Source organism: Acidobacterium sp. FHG110202_01, from assembly GCF_059115305.1.
The window spans coordinates 327,963-351,403 of the sequence record NZ_JBZYWJ010000003.1; the positions used below are offsets into that span (position 1 = coordinate 327,963).

17 protein-coding genes are annotated in these 23,441 nt (G+C 57.1%); 10 read left to right on the forward strand and 7 right to left on the reverse strand.

From position 1 onward, the window contains the following. Window positions 1-89 precede the first annotated feature (89 nt). From AC5S16_RS07700 to AC5S16_RS07720, 5 genes are all read left to right on the forward strand, one after another. A complete protein-coding gene (locus tag AC5S16_RS07700) occupies window positions 90-407 on the forward strand; it encodes a DUF503 domain-containing protein (protein ID WP_493929459.1) in 318 nt (105 codons plus the stop codon). 329 nt (window positions 408-736) lie between these two features. Then, a complete protein-coding gene (rbfA, locus tag AC5S16_RS07705; RefSeq protein WP_493929460.1) occupies window positions 737-1,108 on the forward strand; it encodes a 30S ribosome-binding factor RbfA in 372 nt (123 codons plus the stop codon). A gap of 118 nt (window positions 1,109-1,226) precedes the next feature. Continuing rightward, window positions 1,227-2,204, forward strand: a complete 978-nt coding sequence (locus tag AC5S16_RS07710) for a DHH family phosphoesterase (protein ID WP_493929461.1) — start codon at window positions 1,227-1,229, stop codon at window positions 2,202-2,204. A gap of 58 nt (window positions 2,205-2,262) precedes the next feature. Then, window positions 2,263-4,008 (forward strand): ArnT family glycosyltransferase, encoded by a 1,746-nt coding sequence (locus AC5S16_RS07715; RefSeq protein ID WP_493929462.1) that lies wholly within the window; start codon window positions 2,263-2,265, stop codon window positions 4,006-4,008. Window positions 4,009-4,122: 114 nt separating this feature from the next. After that, window positions 4,123-5,091, forward strand: a complete 969-nt coding sequence (locus AC5S16_RS07720) for a GNAT family N-acetyltransferase (RefSeq protein ID WP_493929463.1) — start codon at window positions 4,123-4,125, stop codon at window positions 5,089-5,091. A 275-nt stretch (window positions 5,092-5,366) separates the two neighbouring features. Here the strand turns inward: AC5S16_RS07720 and AC5S16_RS07725 are convergent, their stop codons facing one another. Then, entirely contained in the window at window positions 5,367-6,854 is a 1,488-nt protein-coding gene (locus AC5S16_RS07725; RefSeq protein WP_493929464.1) for a B12-binding domain-containing radical SAM protein, read from the reverse strand. A 63-nt stretch (window positions 6,855-6,917) separates the two neighbouring features. Further along, window positions 6,918-9,341 carry an ABC transporter permease gene (locus tag AC5S16_RS07730; protein WP_493929465.1) on the reverse strand — a complete coding sequence of 808 codons (2,424 nt, stop codon included), beginning with the start codon at window positions 9,339-9,341 and terminating at the stop codon, window positions 6,918-6,920. Window positions 9,342-9,620: 279 nt separating this feature from the next. Between AC5S16_RS07730 and AC5S16_RS07735 the strand changes: the two genes are divergently transcribed. Both AC5S16_RS07735 and AC5S16_RS07740 read left to right on the forward strand, forming a co-directional pair. Then, on the forward strand, window positions 9,621-11,522 hold the full coding sequence (locus tag AC5S16_RS07735) for a DUF885 family protein (RefSeq protein WP_493929466.1): 1,902 nt from the start codon (window positions 9,621-9,623) through the stop codon (window positions 11,520-11,522). A 167-nt stretch (window positions 11,523-11,689) separates the two neighbouring features. Further along, on the forward strand, window positions 11,690-13,282 hold the full coding sequence (locus tag AC5S16_RS07740; protein ID WP_493929467.1) for a GmrSD restriction endonuclease domain-containing protein: 1,593 nt from the start codon (window positions 11,690-11,692) through the stop codon (window positions 13,280-13,282). 334 nt (window positions 13,283-13,616) lie between these two features. Here the strand turns inward: AC5S16_RS07740 and AC5S16_RS07745 are convergent, their stop codons facing one another. Then, the gene (locus AC5S16_RS07745) at window positions 13,617-14,381 is read right to left on the reverse strand and encodes a MerR family transcriptional regulator (RefSeq protein ID WP_493929468.1); all 765 of its coding nucleotides are present in this window, start codon (window positions 14,379-14,381) and stop codon (window positions 13,617-13,619) included. A gap of 83 nt (window positions 14,382-14,464) precedes the next feature. Here AC5S16_RS07745 and AC5S16_RS07750 point away from each other — a divergent pair, with 83 nt between their 5' ends. Further along, on the forward strand, window positions 14,465-15,832 hold the full coding sequence (locus AC5S16_RS07750; RefSeq protein ID WP_493929469.1) for a glycosyltransferase family protein: 1,368 nt from the start codon (window positions 14,465-14,467) through the stop codon (window positions 15,830-15,832). Here AC5S16_RS07750 and AC5S16_RS07755 read toward each other — a convergent pair. Further along, window positions 15,823-16,104, reverse strand: coding sequence for a DUF2277 domain-containing protein (locus AC5S16_RS07755; RefSeq protein ID WP_493929470.1), 282 nt, complete (start codon window positions 16,102-16,104; stop codon window positions 15,823-15,825). The two genes, AC5S16_RS07750 and AC5S16_RS07755, sit on opposite strands and share 10 nt — an antisense overlap. Window positions 16,105-16,307: 203 nt before the next feature. On the opposite strand from AC5S16_RS07755, the gene rplU reads away from it, so the two are divergent. Beyond that, window positions 16,308-16,616 (forward strand): 50S ribosomal protein L21, encoded by a 309-nt coding sequence (gene rplU, locus AC5S16_RS07760; RefSeq protein ID WP_493929471.1) that lies wholly within the window; start codon window positions 16,308-16,310, stop codon window positions 16,614-16,616. A gap of 117 nt (window positions 16,617-16,733) precedes the next feature. Beyond that, entirely contained in the window at window positions 16,734-16,994 is a 261-nt protein-coding gene (gene rpmA, locus AC5S16_RS07765) for a 50S ribosomal protein L27 (RefSeq protein ID WP_493929472.1), read from the forward strand. Between the two features lie 69 nt (window positions 16,995-17,063). Here the strand turns inward: rpmA and galU are convergent, their stop codons facing one another. The 3 genes from galU to mfd all read right to left on the reverse strand — a co-directional run bounded on the left by galU (window position 17,064) and on the right by mfd (window position 23,377). Beyond that, window positions 17,064-17,939, reverse strand: coding sequence for a UTP--glucose-1-phosphate uridylyltransferase GalU (gene galU / locus AC5S16_RS07770; RefSeq protein WP_493929473.1), 876 nt, complete (start codon window positions 17,937-17,939; stop codon window positions 17,064-17,066). 113 nt (window positions 17,940-18,052) lie between these two features. Beyond that, the gene (locus AC5S16_RS07775) at window positions 18,053-19,801 is read right to left on the reverse strand and encodes a DUF885 domain-containing protein (protein ID WP_493929474.1); all 1,749 of its coding nucleotides are present in this window, start codon (window positions 19,799-19,801) and stop codon (window positions 18,053-18,055) included. 18 nt (window positions 19,802-19,819) lie between these two features. Further along, complete coding sequence (mfd, locus tag AC5S16_RS07780; RefSeq protein ID WP_493929475.1) at window positions 19,820-23,377, reverse strand: transcription-repair coupling factor; 3,558 nt, start codon at window positions 23,375-23,377, stop codon at window positions 19,820-19,822. Window positions 23,378-23,441 lie beyond the last annotated feature (64 nt).

Sequence of the window (23,441 nt, forward strand, 5' to 3'; positions counted from 1 at the left end):
CTCCTATTGGTGGCCAGCGTAATGGAAGGGTTGTAAAGGGCTATCTATTTCGGGCTGCGCGGTGGAAAATCTGCGATGGGCCGTTCGCCGTGCCTGTTAACGTGATGCGTATGCCTGTTGCCGCTCTTACACTCGAAATCCGGATCGAACATGCACAGTCGCTCAAGGACAGGCGGCAGGTGGTGCGCAGCCTGAAGGAGAAGCTGCAGAATGGGTTCAACATTTCTGTCGCGGAGCTCGATGAAGCCGTGACGTGGCGATCGGCAACAATTGGAGTGGCGGCTATTTCCGGTTCACGCGATTATCTTGCCGGCCTGATGAAGCAGGTCGAGGATGCAGCCGTTCGCGTCGCCAATGACCTGGGCGCGCAGGTTGCGGATTCATGGTGGGAGTTTCTGGAAGAGTGAAAATTTTTCCCGCTAATGACCAGGGCTAAAGCCCTTGTGTTTTCGGCCCTTTATTCACCGGACTAAAGTCCGGTGCTTCTACCCTGAAAACCACACTAAAATCGCACTAAAACTACACTAAACCACGATCTATGATTCGTCTTAAGCTGCCTAAACCACGCCATGACTCGTCTCAAGCTGCCTGAAGCTGCTCCCCGGCAAGCCGCACTATCTTCTTTCAATCCTCGTATTTCCCGTTTGATCACAACTTTTTCGCATTGCGCTCACTTTTGAGTGATATGGGCCGTCAGGTCTGATATTCTCAATCGTTTAACCAAAGGAAGTTGGAAATGCCGGAGCAACGGGGCCGCAAGTATCACCAGGACCGCGTGGCGGAAACGCTGCGGGAAGAAATTGGAGCCATGATTGAGGGCGAATTATCGGATCCACGGATCAGTTTTGCTTATGTCAGCCAGGTGCTGCTGAATCCGGGCGGCAAGTCGGCGCAGATCTATGTCGCTGTCGATGGCGGCCCAAAGGAAGAAGAAGACACGCTCGCCGGGCTGATGGCGGCGCGCGGGTATATCCGGCATGAATTGCTGGAGCGGATGGGCGTGCGGCATGTGCCCGATCTGGTGTTTCACGTCGATCGCTCGGAGAAGATGAAAGCGCGGATCGAAGAGCTGCTGGGGAGAGCGAAGAAGAGAGCGAAGGCCCAGTAGTGTTGCCCTTTCGCAAGTGCGCGAAAGAGGCGACTAAAAGCAGGTCCTTCGACTTCCCCTTCCTCTTCGTTCAGGGTCCGCTCAGGATGACAAGTTAATTTTTGACATATTCAGGGTCATGGGAGAAAGGCATAACATCCAGTCAGTATTGAACGCGATTGCGCGCGGCGAGAGGTTTCTCGTCACAGCGCATGCGCGTCCGGATGGAGACGCTGTGGGGTCGATGCTCGCCTGCGCCATGATGCTCGAACAGCTGGGCAAGCAGGTTGAGATGGTTTCAATCGACCGCGTGCCGCTCATCTACCGCTCGCTGCCCTGCTCTTCGGCCATCCGGCAGGTGTCGCGCGTGGAAGGCAATTACGATGCGGTAATCCTTCTGGAGTGCGACGGCATCGAGCGCACCAGGCTGCAGGGGCTCGAAGACCGGTTCCTTATCAACATTGACCATCATGTGAGCGGCAAGTACTTCGGCAACATCAACTGGATCGACACCGAAGCCTGCGCTGTCGCCGAAATGGTCTACGATCTGGCGATGCTTTCCGGTGTCCGCGTCACTCCGGAGATGGCGTCGTGCCTTTACACCGCCGTGCTCACCGACACGGGCCAGTTCTGTTACGACGGGACCGACGCACATACGTTTGAGCTTGCGGCCGAGCTCGTCCGTCATGGCGCCCGCTCAGCCTCCATTGCCAGGGACGTGTATTTCTCGCATCCCATGTCGAAAATGCTGCTGATGGGAGCGGCGCTCTCAAACCTGCGGCGCGAGGGCCGCATTGCCTGGATGTGGGTGACCTGCGACGACATGCTGCGCACAAGCGCCGTAGAGGAAGACTGTGAAGGACTGGTGAATTACGCCATTGCCATTGCTGGGGTGGATGTCGCCATCTTTCTGCGCGAGCTGAGCAACCACCGCGTCCGGCTTTCGCTGCGCAGCAAGGGCAGCCTGGATGTGGCGCGCATCGCCGAAAGCCTGGGTGGAGGAGGCCACCAGCACGCCAGCGGATGCACGATCGACGGGCCTCTGCCCGATGCAGCGGAGATGATTCTGGCCATCGTCCGCAAGAGCCTGGGGCGGGTGGTTCATGAAGTTGCCTGATTGAATCTGATAGCCTTACTTCGGAAAGCAATTCACCCGGAACTTCCATAAAACGAACGTGGTAATCCCGAAGAGCATCAAGGCGCTGCAAGCAGCACCCTCAGACCTCCTGAACCGTTTCCCATTTCTCGGGACAACACTCGAGGCTCTGACCCTTTTTCTGTTCGCGGCCTTTTTCTTCTTTTACGGGCTGGTTCCGATCTTCGGCGGAGACGGCATCGGCCTGGTCGGCGCCGACGAGCCGCGTTATGCCCAGGTGGCGCGCGAGATGCTCGACCGCAAAGATTATGTCACGCCGATCCTTTATGGAAAGCCATGGCTGGAAAAGCCGGCGCTCTACTACTGGCGGGCGATGTTCGCCTTCCGGGAGTTCGGCATCCATGACTGGTCGGCGCGCCTGCCTTCGGCCAGCATTGCCTTCATGCTGGTCACGCTGATCTATTTGCACATGAGGCGTTTCCGGCCCGGAGGGCAGCTCGATGCCGCGCTGCTGACGGCATCCTGCGTAGGAATCCTGAGTTTTGCGCGCGGCGCATCCACGGACATGCAGCTTGCCGCGCCATTCTGTATCGGGATGCTGGGCTGGTATGCCTGGTATGAGACGGACCGCAAGTTCTGGCTCTTCGATCTCTACTTCTTCGTTGGAGCAGCGACTCTCGCCAAAGGCCCGGTAGCTCCGTTTCTTGCGATTGTGATCATTACCGCCTTTGCCGCACTTAGAAAAGAGTGGTCGATCCTGCGACGAAGCATCTGGTGGCCTGGGATTGTGCTGTACCTGGTCATGGTGCTGCCATGGTTTATTGCGGTGCAGAAGCGCAACCCGGATTTCCTGCGCGTCTTCTTTCTTCAACACAATCTGGAGCGCTTTGCCACCAACCGCTTCGAGCATGAGCAGCATTTCTGGTACTACATTCCGGTGCTTCTGCTCAGCCTGATGCCCTGGGCAATCATTGCGATTGCGGCGTTAACCAATGCCATTCAGGGTTCGATTGCAGAGTGGCGGGCGCGACGCGCGAAGTTCCACTACATGGGCCACCAGCGCGCAGGCGACGCCTTTCCTGAGTTTCTGGTGCTCTGGGCGCTGATTCCAATCGTCTTCTTCTCCTTTTCGGATTCAAAGCTGCCCGGATACATCCTTCCTTCGATTCCTCCGCTTACGATTCTGTCCGGCGATTATCTAAACCGCATGCGCGAAAGGGGCCTGAAGCCCTGGCTGCTGATTCTGCACGGGCTTGTCGCCGGATGCCTGACGATGCTGGTGCTGCTGATTCCGCGGCTGTTGCAGCACTTTGAGATGCCGCCGGCCAATGCGATGTTCGCAGCGGGGACGACAGGGCTTGCAGCAACGTTGTTCATTCTTGTCACCACGGCGCGCTTTGGATTGAAGCGCCTGCGCATCGCCACCATGGTTCCCCTGGTGATCCTGCTGGTGTTCCTGTACGGGATCGGCCCGTTTTTCGGCTTTGCTCAGGTCAAATCGAGCAAAGGCAATATCCAGCTGATCGATCTGACGTACTCGGCACGGCAACTGACAAAGATGCTGGGCCAGCTCGTGCCTCCGGACGGCACCGTGGCCGTATATAAAGTCAGGCGTGATGTGGAATATGGAATTTCTTTCTACCGGAACAAAAAAACTGTGAACTACGAGCAGGATGGCGTTCCGCCGGAACAACATATTCTGGTAGTTCGTGCGTCCTATATCGACGACGAATTGCGTCAAAAGCTTGCCGGCAGGAGATACGAGCCACTCTTCGTGTATCCTGCTCAGAACCTGGTCATCTATGCTGTAACTGCGCAGCAGTAAGCATGTTCAGGGCAGTCAATCTGATTTTTCGTTGCTTCTCCTTCTGCTGTGACCACAAAAAGTGCATACAGGATGGGTAGTCAGCTAACTATGCCGATAGGGCAGGCGGGAAAGGTGAAAGTGAGTTCCGCGTTGCAGCTTGAAATTCTCGATCTGCGGCATTTCTCCGCCAGCAGCCTGCGGCCAGTGCTTGAAGCGGAAAGCCGCGTCTGGAGCGAGCGCCTGCGCTGGGACTACCGCTCGTCGGCTGACCTTCTGCTGCAATACCTCGACTCGCGCGTGCTGCCGGGCTTTGTCGCAATCGAAAACGGACGCATCACCGGATATGCCTTTTGCGTTTACGAAGAACACAAGGCCATCATTGGCGACGTCTTCTCACTCCCCAGCACTTCTCCGGGCGTAGAGGCGGAGTTGCTACGGCACCTGGTGGAGCTGCTGCAGCACTCACCCGGCATCGATCGCATCGAGTGCCAGCTGCTGCTGCATCCTCATGGTCAGCACGCGGACATTTTCGCCCAGGCGGGCTTCCGGACATTCCGCCGGCTGTTTATGGAGCTTGACCTGACGGACTTCAAGCCCTCATCGCAACGCCCGCTGCCCGACGGACTGTCGATACACCCATGGCGGGAAATTGATTACCATCCCTCCGGATACCTGATCGCTGACGCCTACGAGAACCATCTGGACAGCTACATCAATGACCAGTATCGCTCGGTCAGCGGCTCGCTGCGCTTCCTGCACAACATCATCCGCTTCCCTGGCTGCGGATTGTTCGATCCTCTCTCGTCGCGCTCCATCACCCGCGCGCAGGACGGCACGCTGGCTGGAGTGCTTTTATGCTCGCGCGTTTGTGAAGATGTGGGGCATATCACGCAGGTCTGCGTGTCGAAAAACCTGCGAGGGCAGGGTCTTGGGATACAGCTGATCGAAGCCTGCGCCGAAAGCCTGCGCGAGCGGAAGTTCACCGGCCTGACGCTGACCGTCACCGAAGAGAACACAAATGCTGTAGAGCTCTACCGCCGCATTGGTTTCGTGGAAAAGCATGCCTTCGACGCCATGGTCTGGGACCGCAGCTGGAAATAGGCAGCGCTTGATGAATCCACTCGAGGATGCTGAAAAAGTCATAGTTTTGAAAGGGCACGGCTTCAGCCGTGCCGTAAGTGGCCGGAATTCAGCGCGGCTTTAGCCGCTGAGGGACTGTCTTTCGGATGAACACAATTTTTTCAACAACCCCACTCGTATGCTAACTAAGCTGCAAAAAAAACTGCCCTGCCATCATGGAGAAAAGCAGATCCTTCGCTATGCTCAGGATGACAACCGCAGGACATGTGTTTGCAGCTATCAATCCCTAATGCGAATCAGAGATACTCGCGTTCCCGGCGGCGCAGCTCCTTATAGCGGGTAAATGCCTGGCGGTCATCTTCCCATCCGAACATCGCGCGCCACTTGCTGCCGCGGTAGGTATGCTTCATCATCTTCCGCGCGTTCGTCACGACAAACCATGGATCGTGCAGAAACACAGGCAGGATGTGGCGGGTCTTGATGCCGCGCTCCGCCTTCCAGCGCAGATACTCCACCTCGTCGGATGAGAGATGCTTGGTGCGCACTACGGCGGTGGTGCCGTCGTATTCCTCAAGGTGGTCGTTGGTAATGAGGTTCTGCTCGCGGAACTCGCGCGTCATGGGCGTGCGCGGATAGGGCGTGGGGTGCTGGATATAGGGCCAGTCGACGTACTTACGGGCGAAGGCGAGATTGGCTTCGATCGATTCCACTGTGTCATCGGGATTGCCGACGATCAGTCCGCCGACGACGAACATCTGATTGCGGTGCAGGTAGTCGATGGCCTTGAGCGTGGCATTGCCGGTCTTTTTGCCCTGTTCGCGCGCTGTGTTCTTTGAGGATGCGTTGAGAAAGGTGAGATCGCTTTCGAGAATGTTTTCGATGCCGAGGAAGACATAGCGGAATCCAGCCTTGCGCATGAGCGGCGCAAGCGTCTCGCCGTGGTTGGCGATGGCCGAGGTCATGCCCTGGATGAAGTAGTCGAGCTTGTTCAGGCCTGCATCGATGATGGCGTTGCAGAGCGCCTCAAAGCGGCGCACGTCGAGGGTGATGTTGTCGTCAACGAGGAAGATGGTTTCTGCGCCGTGGTCGCGGGCGTCGCGGATATCGGCCAGCACGCGGTCAAAGGAATAAGTGTGGAAGTTCCGCCCGCGCATCTCGATGATGGAACAGAAGCTGCAATCGAAGGTGCACCCGCGCGAGGTTTCGATCACGTCCACCTTGCGGCCCATCAGAGTATAGCCATTGAGAACGCGGGCATCGCGCTTCGGCATGCGGATTTCGTTGTCCTCAAGACGATGCACAGCACGATTGGGGTTGTGCACCCAGCGGCCGTTTTCCCGATGCGAAAGGCCGGCAATGAAATGCAGCGCCGCCTTCTTTTCAAGAGCCCGGAGCAGCTCGCGGAAAGTGACTTCGCCTTCGCCGCGCACAATGAAGTCGAAGGCCAGGGTCGCGTAATCCTCGAAGGCGAGGCTGGGGTCGTAACCGCCGGCAACGATCTTCGCGTCCGGCTTGAGCCTGCGGACCAGGTCGGCAATGCGCCCGGCGGTGCGGCGCTGGAAGGTCATGATCGACATGCCGACCACATCCGGCTGGTGCTCGTGGATAAGCTGCGTCACGGTTTCGCGCACCTTGTCCTGGCAGAGGATCAGGTCAGCGATAGCGACCTTGTGATGCGTGTCTACATTGCCGGCGAGCGAGGTGAGCGCGCCGTTGGGCATGCGGATGGCTACCGTCGGCATATGCTCGAAGGAGTCCGGCATGGAAAGGAGAAGAATGTTCATATTTCCTCTGTTCCGAGGACAGACAGATGCGTCCCATCTTATTGGATTCAGAAGAAAATGCAATCACTCCATACGCAGCAGCTCCATTGGCTCGACGGACGCCGCCCGGCGCGCCGGCAGGTAGCACGCGAGCAATGCCGCTATCAGAAGCACCAGACCTACGGCCCCGAAGGCGGAGAAATCCATTGCGCTGACTCCATAGAGGGTGGAGCGCATAGCCCGGCCAACGAAGTACGCGCCGACGAGTCCCAGCCCCAGGCCGGCAAAGGCAAGAATGATTCCTTCTTTCAGGATCAGGACCACGACTCCATTGCGCGTCGAGCCCAGCGCCATGCGCAGCGCAATCTCATGCGAACGCTGCGCGACAGAGAAGGCCATGACTCCATAAATGCCCAGCGCGGCGAGCAGCAGCGCGACGACGGCAAAACAGGCAAAGAGGATCAGCGTAAAGCGGTCATTGGCCATCAGCAGGCCGCGGATGTCGTCCATTGTGCGCGGCTCGGCCAGAGCGACCTGCGAGTCGACAGAATGAATGGCAGCGGCAATGCTGTGGGTCATGGCTGCAGGGTCGCCGGCGGTGCGAACGCCGATGCTCGCGCTTGGCCAGGGAATCTGCCAGAAGGGTATCTCCATCTCCGGGTAATCCTGACGGAAGTCGCCGTTGCGTACGTTGTGATAGACGCCGACAATCTGCCACGCGATGGGCGGACCAAGCTTGGTCACGCCGGGAATGATCTGCTCGACCAGAGCGCGCTTCCGGAGCGGATCGGCTCCATTGAGATATTTACGGACGAACTCCTCGTTGACGACGGCGACTTTCACGCTGTTGGCCGTGTCCTGCTCATTAAGCATGCGCCCCTTCACCAGGCGGATGCCGTAAGTCTTCAGGTAATCCGGCGTGACCATGCCGAAGCCGGTGTTCGGGCGCTTTGATGGATCGTCGTAATTCTGCTTGTCTTCCATCACGAAGGGCATTCCGAAGCCTGAGCCAAAGAGCGGTGTTCCGGTTCCAACCGTTGCAGAGGTCACTCCGGGAACGGCCTGAATCTTGGCCAGAATCTGGCGGTAATAGGCAACGATGAGCGCGGGGTCTTTCGATCGCGAGTCAGGCACATTAAGTGAAAAGTTGAGGACGTGATCGGTCTGCACTCCCAGATCGACGCGCTGCAGATTCATGAAGCTGTGAATCGCGAGGCCAGCGCCGGCAAGAAGGGCCAGCGCCAGCGTGAATTCGCCGATAACCAGGATCCTGCGCAGGCGGTGGCGGCCCATGCTTGTGCCTGTGCGGCCGCCTTCCTTGAGCGTCTCCGCGGGATCGACACGCGAGGCAAACCAGGCGGGGATGCATCCGAAGAGGACTCCGGCAATGGTCGTGGCCGCGAGGGTAAAGAGCAGAATGGGAAAATTCAGATGCAGGTTCACTTCATTGGGCAGCGTACCCTCGGGCATCACGGCAACCAGGCCGCGCAGCATGGCATAACCCACGCCGATTCCAAGAGCGCCGCCGGCCAGAGCCAGCAGCAGGCTCTCGGTCAAAAGCTGCGTGAAGATCACGCGCGGCGTTGCTCCGAGCGAGCTGCGCACGGCCATCTCCTTCTGGCGGGTCATGCTCTTGGCCAGCAGCAGGTTCGCCACATTCACGCAGGCGATGAGCAGGATAAACGCGACCGCCCCGAGCAGCAGCCACAGCGTCTGGATGCGCTCCTTGGGCATGAAGTCGTTCTTGAGGGGATCGACATACGAGCCCCATCCTTTGTTGCTCTTCGGATAGGCAGCGGCGATGTGCGTCGTGACGTTATTCATGTCCGCCTGCGCCTGCTTGATGGTCACGCCGGGCTTCAAACGGCCCATCACCAGCAGCCAGTGGAAATCGTGATTCAACTGCTCGGGCTTGAAGACCAGCGGCGTTGCCAGCTGCCAGTTGAAACGGTCATACAATCCCGGCGCGAGCACGCCCACGACGGTATAAGGCGCGCCGTCGAGCTGAATGCTCGTCCCGATGATCTTTGGATTGGCCCCGAGCTTTTCCCACCTGCGGTGGGTAAGGACGACGACGTGATCTTTGCCTTCCTGCCCTTCCTCGGGGAGAAAATCGCGGCCAAGAAAAAAGGGCATTCCCTGCATGTGGAACATGCCGGTGGTGGTCTTCACGCCATTGATGTATTCCGGCTGGTCTTTTGCGGCAACGTTGAACGAGCCGCCGGTCCATGCGACCAGCTCCTGAAACGAAGTGCTCTGCTGCTTCCAGTCGGTGTAATCGCCCGCAGAGACACTGTTGTGAAAGTCCTGAATCTTCGACCAGACCATCACCAACTGGTCAGGATCCTTGTAGGGCAAGGGCGCGAGCAGCGTCGCATAGTCCACCGTGAAGATGGCCGTGTTGGCGCCGATGCCGAGGGCGAGCGTCAGCAGAACAGTGAGGGTCAGGCCAGGGCTTTTGAACAGCATGCGCAGGCTGAAGCGGAGATTCTGAAGCAGGTTCTGCATAACGCTCCTTGACTGCAACTACGACTGCTGGGGCAGGGGGTTCCGGTGACTTAGACTTGCAGTCTCTTTAAAAGCATCTACGAATGTATTCGTAAGCAATTGGCAGACCATTTTTCCTAATTGCCAAGTACTGCTGAATCAATACTGTGTGGATCCAGGACCGAGCTGGAGGTGTCCGCAACCGGACGAAGTTGTGCGTTCATGGACAACAACACTTCAGGGGGATTTGGTATGGATGTGAAATTGTATACAATTGCCTCACCCATCGGAGCTCATTAGATGACCACTCGCCGCGCCTTTCTCTTTTGCAGTGTGCCTTCAGCCGCTGCCTTGAGCCTTGCCGCTCCCAGACTTGCCTTCGCCTTGCCTGACGGGAAAACTCCGCCTGCTTCGAATACAGAGATCGATACCTCGACCAGCGAGCTGCGGCCCTACATCGAGCGCTTTTCCGCCGATCAGCAATTGCTGCGCCGTTACTACAGCATCCCCTTTGCATCACAGACGCGCGACCGCATGCGAAAGCTCTACAGCGAATGGCAGGCACGGCTTGCAGGAATGGATTTCGACCGGCTCGGCGAGGACGCGCACGTGGACTATGTTCTCTTTCGCAACTACCTTGAACGGCAGTTGAGCCATCTTGACGAGGACGCGCAATTCCAGAGCGAAGCTGCGCCCTATACGCCGTTCGCGGACACGATCATTACGCTGTTTTTTGCCATGCGAGACCTGGAGCCGATAGACGGCAAGCAGTCCGCAGCAACCCTGGAGCAGATCGAGCAGGCTTGTGCCAGCACGCAGAAAGACCTCGAAGCAAAACTCAGCGCAAGTAAAGACGAGCCCAAAAGCATCGCCTCACAGCGCCGCCGCGAAGCGGCGAATCGCGCCGTGCAGAACCTGCAGGCCCTGCGGCAAACGCTGCACAGCTGGTTCGAGTTCTACGACGGTTACGATCCGATGTTTACCTGGTGGGCTGAGCAGCCATACAAGACCACCGATGCCGCGCTCGATTCCTACGGCAAATTTCTGGCGGAAAAAGTTGTCGGCCTGCATCCGGCTACAGATGGGAAAAAGCTGCCGCCCAGCGGCGAAGCCGACGACGGAGCGTACCAGCAATCGATGGCTTCCGCGCATCCCGGCGACAGCAGCGACATCATCGGACACGCCATCGGCCGCGATGCCCTGATCCGCGAACTCGGTTTCTCCATGATCCCCTACACTCCGGAAGAGCTCATAACCATCGCCGAAAAGGAATTCGCGTGGAACGACAGGGAGATGATCCGCGCCTCACGTGAAATGGGCTTTGGCGATGACTGGAAGAAGGCGCTCGACAAAGTGAAAAACACTTATGTCGAGCCGGGAAAGCAGACCGAGCTCGCGCACAAATACGTCCAGCAGGCGCTCGAATTTATCGCGCAGCATGACCTGGTCACAGTTCCCGAGCTCGCGCGCGAGACATGGCGCATGCGCATGATTCCTCCGCAGCAGCAGCTGGTTTCGCCATTCTTTCTCGGAGGCGAGGTCCTGCAGGTCTCCTACCCGACCAACACCATGTCGTACGAACAGCGCATCACCACATTCCGCGCCAACAACATGGCCATGTCGCATGCAACCGTCTTCCACGAAATGCTGCCCGGGCATGAGCTGCAGGGCTTTATTGAGGCGCGCTACCGCGCCTACCGGCAAGCCTTTAGAGGAACGCCGTTCCTGATCGAGGGCTGGGCGCTCTATTGGGAGATGCTCTTCTGGGACATGGACTTCAATCGCACCCCTGAAGAGCGGGTCGGCGCGCTGGCGTGGCGCCGTCACCGCTGCGGGCGCATCATCTTCTCGCTCAGCTTCCATCTGGGCAAGTGGACGCCGCAGCAATGCATCGACTTCCTTGTGGACCGCGTGGGCTTCGAGCGCCAGGCTGCGACGGGAGAAGTGCGCCGCTCCTTTGGAGGGGCGTATGAACCGCTGTACCAGGCAGCCTACCTGTTGGGCGGCATGCAGATTTACGCGCTCCATCGCGAGCTGGTCGGCGGTGGCAAGATGACGAACCGCCAGTTCCACGATGCCGTGCTCAGGGAAAACAACATTCCCATTGAATTGATTCGCGCCAGCCTCACCCATCAGAAGCTGGCACGGGATTTCCATACGCAATGGAAGTTTTATGGCGATGTGACGGCGAGCGCGGGCTAGAACATCAAGCTATCCAGCCCACCAGGTGTTTCTTCCGAGAAGAGCGTTTCTTGGTAGTAATCACTGCTGGGGAGAATTCTTGCGATCCCCGGTCTCAGAATCGAGACCGGGGGCACCCGGCCACATGTAAGATTCTGGTTAGATTACGGTCCCAGAGGAATAACATAATGGCGGTCACGACGGTAACAATCAGGCAATTGCTTCAACGGATTGCCGATGGAGAGATTCGCATCCCAGCTTTTCAACGAGAATTTGTCTGGGAGCCGGATCGCGTTCAGTTCCTCATGGATAGCATTTTTAAAGGCTATCCAATTGGGACCGTCCTTTTCTGGAGGACGAAGGAGAAACTCTCTTATGACCGTGACCTTGGTCCATTCACCTTACCTGACCCCAAAAAAGAATATCCGATTGATTATGTACTAGACGGACAGCAGCGTCTAACATCGATCTTCTCTACGTTTCAAACCGATCTGAAGCAGAATCCAAACACAAAAGTTAGCTGGACTGACATCTATTTTGATCTTGAAGCATCCCCCAACGCTCAAGACTCCCAGTTTGTCGCTCTCGAATCTACCGAGGTAAGGAAGCAACACGTTCCTTTGCGCGTGCTTTTCGATGTTGCAGAATTCGGAAAACTTATGAGGACCATTACCGATGAAGCGCAATTGAAACGAGTGGATCAATTGCAGGCTTTGTTCAAAGAGGCTTTGATTCCTGTCGAGACAGTCGAAACGGAAGAACACTCCAAGATCGCAATCATTTTTGAGCGGATCAATCGTGGTGGTGTTCCACTGGATACGTATCAACTCCTCTCGGCTTGGACATGGAGCGGGGATTTTGATCTAAGAACCAAGTTTGACGAACTGTCAATCGAACTCGACGAAGTCGGCTACAACGACCTTCGGGAAGATCCTGATTTGTTACTGAAGTGTTGTGCAGCAGTCGTGCGGAATGATGCTTCTGCACACGCAATTATTGACCTTAAGGGGTCCGAGGTCCGTGATTCCTTCACCGTTCTTCGAACTGGTGTCCTCGGCGCAATTGATTTTCTGCGTCGAGATTGCGGCGTTGCCTCCCTCAAAGTGTTGCCCTATAAGTCGATGATCATACCGCTTGCAAGATGTTTCGCAACAGATAAAGAGGCAGGTTTTCATCCTGACGCTAACCAAAGGCGAGCTCTTCGACATTGGTTTTGGCATAGTTGCTTCTCGCGGCGATATTCGAACAGCGTGGATACTGCGCTATCGCAAGATATCGCGGCGGTTCAGCAATTACTCGCAGGCAATACCGCTGATTTCGACAAGCGCAGCTTTAAAGTTGAACCCAACTACTTTACTGACAATACATTTCTGCTTACATCCGTAAACACTAAGGTGTTCGTGCTTTTGTTGGCGCAAGCAAAACCGAAATCTTTTATTTCATCTGCCGATGTCGACCTAGAAAATGTTCTCATCACGTGCAACAGAACTGAATTCCATCATATCTTCCCTAAAAACTTTCTACTAATGAAAGAAAATATTACCGATAGATCTCAGCAATTTGTGCTGGCAAACTTCGCCTTCTTGTCTCAGACTGACAATCGCAGCATTCAAGACAAAGCTCCGGCTGAATATCTAAAAATGATTCCCCCTGCTAGCAAAGATTCCATCCTGGACTCCGCGCTGATTCCGAAAAATGGACTTGAGATGACGTACAAAGATTTCATTACTGCACGCTCGCAGCTTCTTGCGTCGAAGGCAAACGAACTGCTTGTGGGCTAGCGGCGTGGGTTGGAATCAGGGCGTGAGAGGCGAACCACCCACGTGCGAAGCAGTGCTGTGGAGCTTCTCGCTACCAATTCATTTCGATTCTCAATTGGCGCTAACCCACTCACGGGGCCGGATTACTACCCGCAAGTCGGCTTCTCCCAGTCAAATTCTTCGCTGTCCCCGGGAGAGTCCTGTTGAGTACTGCTTCGATGCGGGAAAAGAGAAATACCCCTCCAGACACCCTAAAGAGAGGGGCTTGATCCTTTCGAGAGAATTCTTGCTTGGTCTGTCATCCTGAGCGGAGCATAGTCGGCCAGCTCCGGTCAGAATGACAGCCGGTAAAAGGTTACGACACGCAGCTCATTTCATGCGCCTTGATAGCGGCATGAATGAACTGACCTGCGGCCTCGCTGACCGGGCGCTTGAAGGATTGCGGCCAGTTCGTCTTGTCGGCGTAGAGGCAGTTCAGGCTCTCCTGCACGCCGGGGTCGCCTCCGGTAAAGAGCGCGATCAACTCATTCCAGCGCTGGGCAAGTTTGCCGGCTTCGTCGCTTGCCGGGTTGACACCCTTTGCCGCGGCCTCTTCCACCTCCGGAATCAGCTTTGCCCAGCCTTGCTTCCCTTGCTGGATAAGCTCCGGAGTCTTGCGCGACTCGATCACGGCCAGTTGCTCGGGCGTGAAGTACTGCTTCATCCATTGCTTGTTCTGTTCCATTTGGGTCACCTCGATGATGGTCTGCAAGGCCTCCCAGTCAGCCTTTCCCGACTGAGTGAAGAGCTTCTGCGCGCGATCGACTGCCTTGAGAGCGCGGTCGATGACCTTCCGCTTTCTCTCAAGCGCCTCCCGCTGCAGCGAAAGAATCGCGCCCAGCTCGGACGTTGAACTGCTGAGAATGGCCTTGATTTCTTTCAGAGAACAGCCAATGAACTTGAGCATTGTGATCTGCTGCAGACGCACCAGCTCGCGCTCGCCGTACATGCGATAGCCGGATTGCGTGCGCCCAGCAGGCCGCAGCAACCCCAGGCGGTCATAGTGATGGAGCGTGCGCACCGTGACATGGGTGCGGCGCGCAAACTCCTGAATCCGCATTGGAGCGATGCCTTCGCTCATCTGCTGCCTCCGGAAACGATGGTCGAGGATGACGTTACGTCAGGGTCAAGGACATAATTTACGCCAATTACAATTTCTTCTACGTGACTTCGGAAAGAAAGAACCCATTCACCGCCCCCTGGACCATCTTCTGGGTGGCGCTCGCTGTAAGGCTGGCCTATGTCCTGGTGGCCCGCACCTGGCACATGCGTCCCTATGATGACCACTTCAGCTTCGGGTGGGAGATGGGCCGCATTGCCCGCGCCCTTGTGACCGGATACGGCTATGCCGATCCCTTTCGCGGTCATTCCGGGCCAACTGCCTGGGTCACGCCCGCGTATCCCCTGATGATTGCGGGGGCGTTCAAGCTCTTCGGCGTCTATGCTCCGTTCGCGGCCTGGGTATTGATCGCGATCAACTGTGTCTTCAACGCTCTCGTCGTGCGCACCACATGGGAGATCGCCGCACGCTGCTTCAATGCGAACGTCGCAAAGTGGTCGGCATGGATCTGGGCGCTCTATCCGGCGGCCATGCAGTATGCCGTCAAGTGGATTTGGGAGATGTCGCTGACCACTTTCCTATTTTCCTGGGTGCTGGTCATGGCGCTCAGGATGCGGGACATCGGCGGCGCGCCTGAAGATGCGGCGCAGGCTGCGAATCCAAGCCGCTGGGCTCTCTTTGGGCTGCTCTGGGGGCTGATTGCTCTCAGCAATCCATCACTGCTGGTGTTTCTACCCTTATGTGGGCTCTGGATATTGTGGGGGGCGCTCTCTAAATCTTTCACCACCCTTCGGCTGCGCTCAGGGCTGGCTCTGAGCACAGAGAACACGGAGAAAAGCCGCACAGTATCTTGGCAGTTTTATGGTGTGCTGCTCTCTGCCATTGTCTTCCTCGCATGCATCATGCCGTGGGCGTATAGAAACTGGCGTGCCTTTCATCACTTCGTGCCCATGCGCACGAATTTCGGCGCGGAGCTCTATCTCGGCAACGGCCCGGGAGCGATTGGACTGCTGATGGAATATGACCATCCCGCGCAGGATCCGGTGCAGCTTCGCCTCTATACGCAGATGGGCGAGTTTGCCTACGCAAAGATGCGCGGCGATCTGGCGAAGGCCGTCATCCGCAAAAACCCGAAGCATTTTCTCGCGCTGTGCCTGAAGCGCGTCTATTATTTCTGGTTCAGTGTGCCGCATGGCGCAGATGAAAGCTTTATCAACGAATACGGCCGCATGCTCAACTTCCAGTTCACGAGCATCGTCGGCCTGCTGGGTTTGGCACTGGCCCTGAAGCGGCGTGTCCCTGGCGCGGTTCTTTTTGCCTGGGTGTTTCTGCTGCTGCCGCTGGTCTATTACTTGGTGACGGTGCATGCGCGCTTCCGCCATCCGCTTGAGCCACTGGTCGCTATTCTTGGCGTGTATCTCTTCCAGTCGGCGGAAAGGAGCTGGCGCGTGCGCTGGTTCGCTCAGGCGTGAAAGCGCTCCGGAAACCGTTCCGCGGAGCGGGCCTTTGCTTTGGCGGCTTCTTCTTCGCGGCTCTTTGGCGGCGCGGTCGTTTCGAGCGAGTGGAGAAGCCTGGCGGCAGCGGCGGCTACCTCATCGATCGCCAGCAGAAAGGCCGGTTCGTTCGCCTTCGAGGGCTTGTTGAAGCCGCTGATCTTTCTCACGAACTGAAGTGAGGCGGCACGAATCTCCTCGTCGGTCACCGGCGGGTCGAAGTTGAAGAGGGTTTTGATGTTCCGGCACATGGTCTGATCGCCTGCCTCCATTATGCCCCTATACCCTTCTCAGAATTGACCTGAACGCCAATTCCCAGTACACTAGTCTAGGTTGGCGATCCTGCCCGTTGCCGTTTGAGCGCGCTCTGCTCACCGCAACCGCCCCCAGGCAAGCATGTATCTGCCCAGTTTTGAATAAGTTTGCGCGCCCGCGACTGGGCGCTGGAGGAATTATGTACGCGGTCATCCGCACTGGTGGAAAGCAGTATCGTGTCGCTCCGGGCGACGTGGTGAAGATTGAGAAGGTTGCCGCAGACGAGAACGGCGCGGTTGAGTTCAGCGATGTTCTGGCCGTCTCCGGCGACAATGGCTCGGTAGCCAGGCCCGCGTCAGCCAAGGTGCTGGGGACCGTGCTTGGCGAGGGCCGCGGCGACAAGATCCTGGTCTTCCACTACAAGCGGAAGAAGCAGTACAAGAAGCTGCAGGGACACCGTCAGGCCTTCACCCAGGTGAAAATCAACGAAATCCAGGTGGAAGACTAGCCGTCCAGGCGGGCGCGCTTCGCGTCTTATAGCCTGAGCGAGATTTGAGGAGCACGGCTTTTAGCCGTGCAATAGAACAGATGGAATGCCGGAAAGATCCGGCGCGAGGATTAGGAAATGGCACATAAAAAAGGCGGTGGAAGCTCTAATAACGGTCGCGACTCTAATGCGCAGCGGCTTGGCGTAAAGGCCTTCGGTGGCCAGTTTGTGACCGGCGGATCGATCATCGTGCGCCAGCGCGGCACGCGCCTGAAGCCGGGCCGCAACGTTGGCCGCGGCAGCGATGACACGCTCTTTGCCAAGATCGACGGCACCGTGAAGTTCGTCGACCGCGGCAACATGGGCCGCTTTGTAGTAGTGGAAGCAGCGGCTGAGTAAGCGAAAAAATTCAAGGCAACAATAAAGCCCTCGCATTGCGAGGGCTTTTGTTATTTGTACCGGATTGGTTTAGAGCGACAGCGATTTCAGATACTCACGGAACTGCGGTCCGAGGTCTTCGCGCTTGAGTGCGAAATCCACGGTCGCCTTGAGCATGCCGAATTTGTCACCGGCATCGTGACGAATTCCTTCGAAGGTATAGCCGTAGACTTTTTCCGTCTCCAGCAGCGCCTTGATGCCATCGGTGAGCTGCAGCTCGCCGCCGGCCCCGAGAGGAGTTTTTTCGAGCAGCTCAAAAATCTTTGGCGTGAGAATATAACGGCCGATGATCGCGTTCTTCGAGGGAGCCTCGGCAGGCTTGGGCTTTTCCACCATGCCCTTCACATCCATCACGCGCGGATTGCCCGAGACGGCCTTTCCGTCGAGCACGCCATAGGCTGAGATCGCCGGCCCTTCAACAATCTGCGTCGCCAGCACTGAGCCCTGCAGCTGGTCATATACATCGCTCATCTGCTTCAGGCACGGCGTGGATGCGTCGATGACATCGTCTGGAAGGATGACGGCGAACGGCTCATCGCCCACCAGATCGCGCGCCATCAGCACAGCATGGCCGAGACCGCGCGCTTCCTTCTGGCGAACGTAGGAGAGCTCAACCATATTCGAGACATTGCGCGTAAGAGCCAGGAGCTCTTTCTTGCCCCGGCGTTCGAGTGTCGCTTCGAGCTCGAAGCTCACGTCGAAGTGGTCTTCAATCGAGCCCTTGCCGCGGCCTGTGACGATGATGATCTGCTCAATGCCGGAGGCGAGCGCTTCTTCCACTCCATACTGGATGATGGGCTTGTCGATCAGCGCCAGCATCTCTTTAGGAACGGATTTTGTCGCTGGCAAAAAACGAGTGCCTAGCCCCGCGGCGGGGAAGACTGCTTTACGCACTTTCTTGCTCATTTGATGTCCTTCAACTGAAGAATGATTGCGAATCCAGGGAACAAAGGATTGTACCGCAGGAGAAACTCAGGAGACGACTCGCGTCTCTTTTGTGTATAGGATGCAATTCCACTTCAGAGTGTTGGTGAGTTATCTCCCAACAAAACCTGTCTGACAATCTTAATGGGCGCTCCTCCCTGACGCATGAAGTCATCATGAAATCTCTCGAGTGAGAAGCTCGTTCCTTCCTTCTTTTGAAGATCGGCGCGCAGCTTCATGATTTCGAGCTTGCCGAGCGTGTAATAAAGATATGTCGGATCGGATGTGCCGCGCTTGGTCTCTACTGTTCCGACAGAATGCGACTGGTAGCCTTCTTTCACAAAAAAATCGACAGCCTGATCGAAAGTCATTTCGCCGGTGTGCATCTTGATGCCGACAATAAAGCGAGCATCGCGCAGAAGCGCGTCCTGCAGCTGGCCCAGGCGAATCAGCCTGGCCTCGCGCGCGTCTTTTGCTCCGGTTCCCGGCTGGCCGTAGCCTTCATCGAGCATCATCTGCTCGCAGTAATGCGCCCAGCCTTCAATATTGGTGTTGGCTCCGATCAGCTTGCGCACCTTGCTGAGCGGTGTGTGATTCGTCCATAGAAACTGCACGTAGTGTCCGGGATAGGCCTCATGCACCGACGTGCTGATGACTGTGCCATCGTTGAATGCAGCCATGTGCTCGGCGATATGCTCCGGCGTCCAGCCCTTCTCCGGCAGAGTGACGTTGAAATACGCCGTAGTGGAGTGCATCTCAAACGGCCCCGGCGGATCCATCGATGCCTGCGTGGTCGCGCGCATGAAGGGCGGCGTCTCTTCGAGCGTTGGCCGCACATCCGAAGGAATCGTGATGATGTGCTTCGTATTGATGAACGAGATCAGGCTGTCGAAAGTGTTGCGGAAGGATTGCAGTAGCTGGTCAGGAGCTGGATGAACCGTTGCCAGCTCCGCCAGAATCTCCTGCGGAGTTTTCGACGCATCGACTTCCTTCGCTACACGCGCAAACTCAGCCTGGTTCCTGTGCATGTCTGCATACGCAATCTCAAGCAACTTGGGGAGCGACGTGTCGACCATCTCATCGTATTCGAGTTTCTTTGAGAAGGTTTCTGCGCCGAGGCGGAAGTCGCCGTTCGAGCGCGGCAGAACATCCTGCTTCAACCAGGATTCATAGCTGCGAAGCTCGGCAATGACCTGCGCATTAGTCTTCTTGAATTCGGCGATTGTTTTGGCGTCAGTCGCATCCTTGAAAGCGGACGGCACATCGGTTTCAAAAAAGCTGATGAGCCCCGGAAGCTGTTCAAGAGCGATCTCGGTATAGATGTGCGGAGGATTCTTGAGATTTTCGCGCGCTGCCTTGAAGACAGCAGGCATCTGTTTCTCGCGTTCCACAAGCGAGCGCAGCCGTTCATTCGCAGGAGCAAATTTACGCTCCATTAGAACAAAGGCGCTGCCTGTGATACCGCTTGAGTAGATATCAGGGTTCTTTTCCCATGGCTTGATGACCTGCAGTGTCAACAGGCTGCTGCGGATGTTGTTCAGCACCATCTCGCGGTCGGCCTGCGTGGACTGGTCCAGCTGAAATGCAGGAAGCTCCTCAAACTTTTTCTCGAAATCATGCAGCGCAATGATCTCCGCATCGACAGCTGCGCGACTGTAATCGTCGAGTTTCGCATCATACTGGTGGAGTCCGACCGCAGTGCCAAAGGTTGGACCGTAGGCGAAGGTCACCTGGTCGAAATACTGATCGGCAAGCTTACGGAAGTTATCATTTGCATCCAGCGCGTGTGCTTCCGTCATCATGCCTCCAAAAACAAGAGCAAGCAGAATCAATCTGGCTTTCAAGAAAGGCCTCTTTCTGTTCTATTTCGCAGCCGCAGACTCCAGCATCAGCTCATCCAGCAGCAGTCGGATCTCCATCAAGACCTCGTCCGGCTTTGTCTGAGTAAGCGGATAACGAAGAATGCCCTGTGGCGTGAATTGTGCGCCGCGCTTCGCGTTTTTCGCAACCAGTTTCATCAGGCGCCCCGGATCGACACCGGCATGCTCAGAGAAGCGGATATGCAGCTGGTCGCGCTTTCTGTCTATCTGCGCGATGCCGATGCGTTCGCTCTCGGCGCGCAGCAGTGCAGCTTCCAGCAGCAGCTTCACACCCTCAGGCAGCGGGCCGTAGCGGTCTTCGAGCTCTGACTGCACATCGGCCACCGCGCCTTCAGTCTGCGCGCCGGCGATGCGCTTATAAATGCGCAGGCGCTGGTTTTCTTCCGTGATGTAGCTCTCGTCAATGCGCAGGCTGATGCCGAGGTTGAGCTGCGTGACTGGAACCTCGACGCGCTCCTCGCCCTTGAGCTTTGCTACCGCCTCTTCGAGCATGCTGGTATACAGCTCAAAGCCGACGGCTTCGATGTGCCCGCTCTGTTCACCACCCAGCATATTGCCGGCGCCGCGCAGTTCAAGGTCGAGCGCTGCGATCTTGAATCCGGCTCCAAGGTCGGAAAATTCCTTCAATGCCGCAAGGCGACGGCGCGCAACATCGCTCAGCTCCTGCTCCGGCGGGATCAGCAGATACGAATACGCTCGCCGGTTTGAGCGGCCCACGCGCCCGCGCAGCTGATACAGCTCCGATAATCCATGCCGGTCGGCGCGGTTGATGATGATAGTGTTCGCGAGCGGGATGTCGAGACCGTTTTCAATGATCGTCGTCGCCACCAGAACATCGTGCTCATGGTGCATGAACGAAAGCATCACTTTTTCGAGTTCGCCTTCGCTCATCTGCCCGTGTCCGACGGTGATGCGCGCCGTAGGCGCGAGCTCCTGAATCTTGGCGGCAATTTCGTAGATCGTCTCGACGCGATTGTGGACGAAATAAATCTGCCCGCCGCGCTCGAGCTCCACCTCGATCGCTGAGCGAATGAGCTTCTCATCGAATTTTGCAACGACCGTCTGAATTGCCATACGGTCTTTGGGCGGTGTTTCAATCACGCTCATATCACGTAGGCCGACAAGCGACATATGCAGCGTGCGCGGAATCGGCGTGGCCGACATGGCCAGCACATCGATCGACTGCCGCATCTGCTTCAGACGCTCTTTGTGCCGCACGCCGAAGCGCTGCTCTTCATCAACGATGAGCAGTCCAAGCTCGTGGAACTTGAGGTCTTTGGAAAGCAGGCGATGCGTGCCAATCAAAATATCGACCCGCCCCAGTTCCACCTGCTCGATGATCTGCTTCTGCTCCTTCGGCGTGCGGAAGCGCGAAATCATCTCAACGGTGATGGGGAACTGCTTGAAGCGCTTCTTGAATGTCTCGAAGTGCTGGAAGCTCAGGACCGTCGTAGGCGTAAGCACCGCGACCTGCTTGCCATCCTGCACCGCCTTGAAAGCCGCGCGCATGGCCACTTCCGTCTTGCCGTAACCGACATCGCCGCAGAGCAGGCGGTCCATCGGCATGGTCGATTCCATGTCGCTCTTGATGTCGGCGATGGCAGACAGTTGATCGTCAGTCTCGTTGTAGTCGAAGGCGTCTTCAAACTCGCGCTGGAATTCATTGTCCGGCGTGAATGCGTGGCCCTGTGCCGCCTTGCGCTGCGCGTAAAGCTTCAGCAGATCGTCGGCCATGTCCTGCATGGCCTTCTTCACGCGCGCCTTGGTCTTGGCCCACTGCTGCGAGCCGAGCCGGTTAAGCACTGGAGCAGTGCCTGCTTCACTTGAGCGGTATTTCTGGATGAGATCGAGCCGCGTCAGCGGAACATACAGCCGCGCCTGCTCAGCAAATTCCAGAATCATGAACTCAATGTTGACGCCGTCCTGAGCAATCTCCTTGAGGCCCATGTACTGCGCAATGCCGTGTTCCACGTGGACAACATAATCGCCGACGGCGAGGTCGCGGAAGTCAGAGACGAAGGCAGCGGTCTTCGATTTCTTGGGAGCGGGCCGCGCTGCAATATCAGCCTCGTCAGAAAAATCATTCGCACCGAAGACGACGAGATTCGCTGAGGGAAGGCTTACGCCGTTTGCGATCTGAGTGCGCACCAGAATCGGCGTGCGCAGGTCACCGGCAAGATAGCTCGACTCGTCATAGACTGTCTCACTGCCCGCATGATGAAGCCGGCTGCCGAGCCGGTAAGGAATTTCGTATTCGCGCAGCAGATTTGCGAGCCGCTCCACTTCGCCCTGGTTGGGAGCTGCCAGCAGCATGCGCGTCTCCTGCTCCATGAGCGTGCGCACCTGCTCAATGAATGCAGGAATCGAGCCGTGAAAGCGCAAAGTGGGACGCGATGAGAACTCGATCTCGCCCAGCGTCTCATCGTCTTCGAGCACATCCACTGCGCCCAGCTGATCAATGTCAAGCCCCTGGTGTGAAGCCAGCGTCGCCTGCAATATCTCAGGCCGCATGTAGATATCGTGGGGCTGAATAAGCGAGCCGATGCCGGAGCGCTCATGCCGCTGCTCGACCTTGTTCCACCAGCGGTCAATCTGGTTGCGGATCATCGCCGGCTCTTCCACAAAGAGCGCGCATCGGGAAAACAGATCGAGCAGCGTCTTGTCCGCTCCGGCAACGGTTGAGAAAAATTCCCAGCCGGGAAAGATGCTCACGCCGCCGGCAGCTACGGCCTCTGCTACAAGCTCCGGATCATCCGCGGCTTCCACACGCGCGCCGCTCAGGCGAGCATGAACCGCGGCCAGCAGGCGCTCGGTGATGGGCGTCTCGGTGAGGGGCAGCAGCACTGCCTCATCGAGCGGAGTCGACGAGCGCTGCGACTCGGGATCGAACTTGCGGATCGAATCAATCTCATCGCCAAAAAATTCGACGCGCACCGGTCGATCAGCTTCCGGCGAATACACGTCGAGGATGCCGCCTCGCCGCGAGAACTGGCCCGGCATCTCGACAATATCCGCCGTGCTATAGCCCACGCTTGAAAGGTGCGCGATCAGCGTATCGAGATCGATCTCTTCGCCGCGCCGAAGCGTCTGCGCCAGGCCGGAATAATAGTCAGCAGGGAAAAACTTCATCGCCGCGGCTTCGACCGGAACAATCACGATCGATGCCGCTCCGGTGGCTATCTTCCATAGTGTTGCCGCTCGCTGCTCCTGAATCTCAGGATGCGGCGAAAGATTTTCAAAGGGCAGCACATCGTGCGCGGGTAGTTTCAGAATGCGTTCGGGGGCAATGACGCCAGTCAGTTCGCCTCCGGCGCGCAGGGCGATCTGCAAAGAATCAGCGCCCTTGTTGTCCGCAACTACGATGACAACCGGAACATTTGCCGCACGCGCAAAGAGCGGCAGGTAAAGAGCGCGGGCGGTTGCGGTCAGCCCAGAAACACGACGGCGCCCACGGGCGAGGGCGAGATGCCTTCGTGCCTGTTCAAAAGATGAGGAATGCTCCAGATCCGCCAACAGTTCGCGGACAAACGGGAGGATCATGCAATATTCAGTTTAGCAGCGGGTTCGTAACAGTGCTTTTGCGCAGTTTTGTTAACATGGCGGC

Bases quoted from the DNA above. Each gene is read 5' to 3' on its own strand.
- rbfA (WP_493929460.1), top strand. From the start codon at position 737: ATGCCGGAGCAACGGGGCCGCAAGTATCACCAGGACCGCGTGGCGGAA.
- AC5S16_RS07710 (WP_493929461.1), top strand. From the start codon at position 1,227: ATGGGAGAAAGGCATAACATCCAGTCAGTATTGAACGCGATTGCGCGC.
- AC5S16_RS07725 (WP_493929464.1), bottom strand. From the start codon at position 6,854: ATGAACATTCTTCTCCTTTCCATGCCGGACTCCTTCGAGCATATGCCG.
- AC5S16_RS07730 (WP_493929465.1), bottom strand. From the start codon at position 9,341: ATGCAGAACCTGCTTCAGAATCTCCGCTTCAGCCTGCGCATGCTGTTC.
- AC5S16_RS07735 (WP_493929466.1), top strand. From the start codon at position 9,621: ATGACCACTCGCCGCGCCTTTCTCTTTTGCAGTGTGCCTTCAGCCGCT.
- AC5S16_RS07740 (WP_493929467.1), top strand. From the start codon at position 11,690: ATGGCGGTCACGACGGTAACAATCAGGCAATTGCTTCAACGGATTGCC.
- AC5S16_RS07745 (WP_493929468.1), bottom strand. From the start codon at position 14,381: ATGAGCGAAGGCATCGCTCCAATGCGGATTCAGGAGTTTGCGCGCCGC.
- AC5S16_RS07755 (WP_493929470.1), bottom strand. From the start codon at position 16,104: ATGTGCCGGAACATCAAAACCCTCTTCAACTTCGACCCGCCGGTGACC.
- rplU (WP_493929471.1), top strand. From the start codon at position 16,308: ATGTACGCGGTCATCCGCACTGGTGGAAAGCAGTATCGTGTCGCTCCG.
- rpmA (WP_493929472.1), top strand. From the start codon at position 16,734: ATGGCACATAAAAAAGGCGGTGGAAGCTCTAATAACGGTCGCGACTCT.
- galU (WP_493929473.1), bottom strand. From the start codon at position 17,939: ATGAGCAAGAAAGTGCGTAAAGCAGTCTTCCCCGCCGCGGGGCTAGGC.
- mfd (WP_493929475.1), bottom strand. From the start codon at position 23,377: ATGATCCTCCCGTTTGTCCGCGAACTGTTGGCGGATCTGGAGCATTCC.